The following is a 414-nucleotide window of genomic DNA, read 5'->3' on the forward strand; positions in this document are numbered from 1 at the left end:
GTATTCAATTCAGCACGCATCTGGTTATGATTACGGCGATAATTTTTTCTTTATTGATTACAGTAAAGACGACCTTGAAGACGGTTTTCAAGACCGTGATTTTTATGGCGAATGGTATTCAACCGTTAGCCTATCAGCTATTACCGGCCAACAGATTGGTTCAGGCGCGTTAATTGATGTTGGTTTAACCGCCGGTATTAACGTAGCAGGAGACGCCAAGGTAATGAAATATTTACCGGGTGTTAAATTAAGCTGGGATGTACCTGGTTTTAACTTTTTTCAGACATTGGTAACTGCCTACATTGATGACAGTGAAGGCGTAGCAAAAGGTGGTGCACCTATAGAAACTAATAGCTGGATGTTTGATGTTGCGTTTGATTACCCTTTTATGATCGGCACGCAAAAGTTTAATGT

The 414-nt window shown here is 40.3% G+C and carries 1 pseudogene; it reads left to right on the top strand.

Annotated elements, in window-relative coordinates:
• Positions 1-414: pseudogene (locus AAEY62_RS20475) on the top strand (nucleoside-binding protein); the annotation flags it as partial.

The organism is Pseudoalteromonas sp. GW168-MNA-CIBAN-0100 (assembly GCF_040309225.1).
In the GTDB taxonomy this organism is placed as follows: Bacteria; Pseudomonadota; Gammaproteobacteria; order Enterobacterales; family Alteromonadaceae; genus Pseudoalteromonas; species Pseudoalteromonas arctica.